A 1,065-nucleotide genomic window follows, 5' to 3' on the forward strand; every position below is an offset into this window, starting at 1 on the left:
AAGCCGTAAGGCGATGTATACGGACTGACGCCTGCCCGGTGCTGGAACGTTAAGGGGACCGGTTAGTCACTCTTCGGGGTGGCGAAGCTGAGAACTTAAGCGCCAGTAAACGGCGGTGGTAACTATAACCATCCTAAGGTAGCGAAATTCCTTGTCGGGTAAGTTCCGACCTGCACGAATGGCGTAACGACTTCTCGACTGTCTCAACCATAGGCCCGGTGAAATTGCACTACGAGTAAAGATGCTCGTTTCGCGCAGCAGGACGGAAAGACCCCGGGACCTTTACTACAGTTTGATATTGGTGTTCGGTTCGGCTTGTGTAGGATAGCTGGGAGACTGTGAAGCATTGGCGCCAGCCAGTGTGGAGTCGTCGTTGAAATACCAGTCTGGTCGTGCTGGATGTCTAACCTGGGTCCGTGATCCGGATCAGGGACAGTGTCTGATGGGTAGTTTAACTGGGGCGGTTGCCTCCCAAAGGGTAACGGAGGCGCCCAAAGGTTCCCTCAGCCTGGTTGGCAATCAGGTGTTGAGTGTAAGTGCACAAGGGAGCTTGACTGTGAGACCGACGGGTCGAGCAGGGACGAAAGTCGGGACTAGTGATCCGGCGGTGGCTTGTGGAAGCGCCGTCGCTCAACGGATAAAAGGTACCCCGGGGATAACAGGCTGATCTTCCCCAAGAGTCCATATCGACGGGATGGTTTGGCACCTCGATGTCGGCTCGTCGCATCCTGGGGCTGGAGTCGGTCCCAAGGGTTGGGCTGTTCGCCCATTAAAGCGGTACGCGAGCTGGGTTTAGAACGTCGTGAGACAGTTCGGTCCCTATCCGCTGTGCGCGTAGGAGTCTTGAGAAGGGCTGTCCCTAGTACGAGAGGACCGGGACGGACGAACCTCTGGTGTGCCAGTTGTCCTGCCAAGGGCATGGCTGGTTGGCTACGTTCGGGAGGGATAACCGCTGAAAGCATCTAAGCGGGAAGCCTGCTTCGAGATGAGGACTCCCACCCCCTTGAGGGGTTAAGGCTCCCAGTAGACGACTGGGTTGATAGGCCAGATCTGGAAGGCGGGTAA

At 56.7% G+C, this 1,065-nt stretch carries 1 rRNA gene; it reads left to right on the plus strand.

Annotated elements, in window-relative coordinates:
- Positions 1 to 1,065, plus strand: a 23S ribosomal RNA gene (locus IEY95_RS48455); the annotation flags it as partial.

Origin of the sequence: Streptomyces albiflavescens (genome assembly GCF_014645835.1) — a bacterium.
In the GTDB taxonomy this organism is placed as follows: domain Bacteria; phylum Actinomycetota; class Actinomycetes; order Streptomycetales; family Streptomycetaceae; genus Streptomyces; species Streptomyces albiflavescens.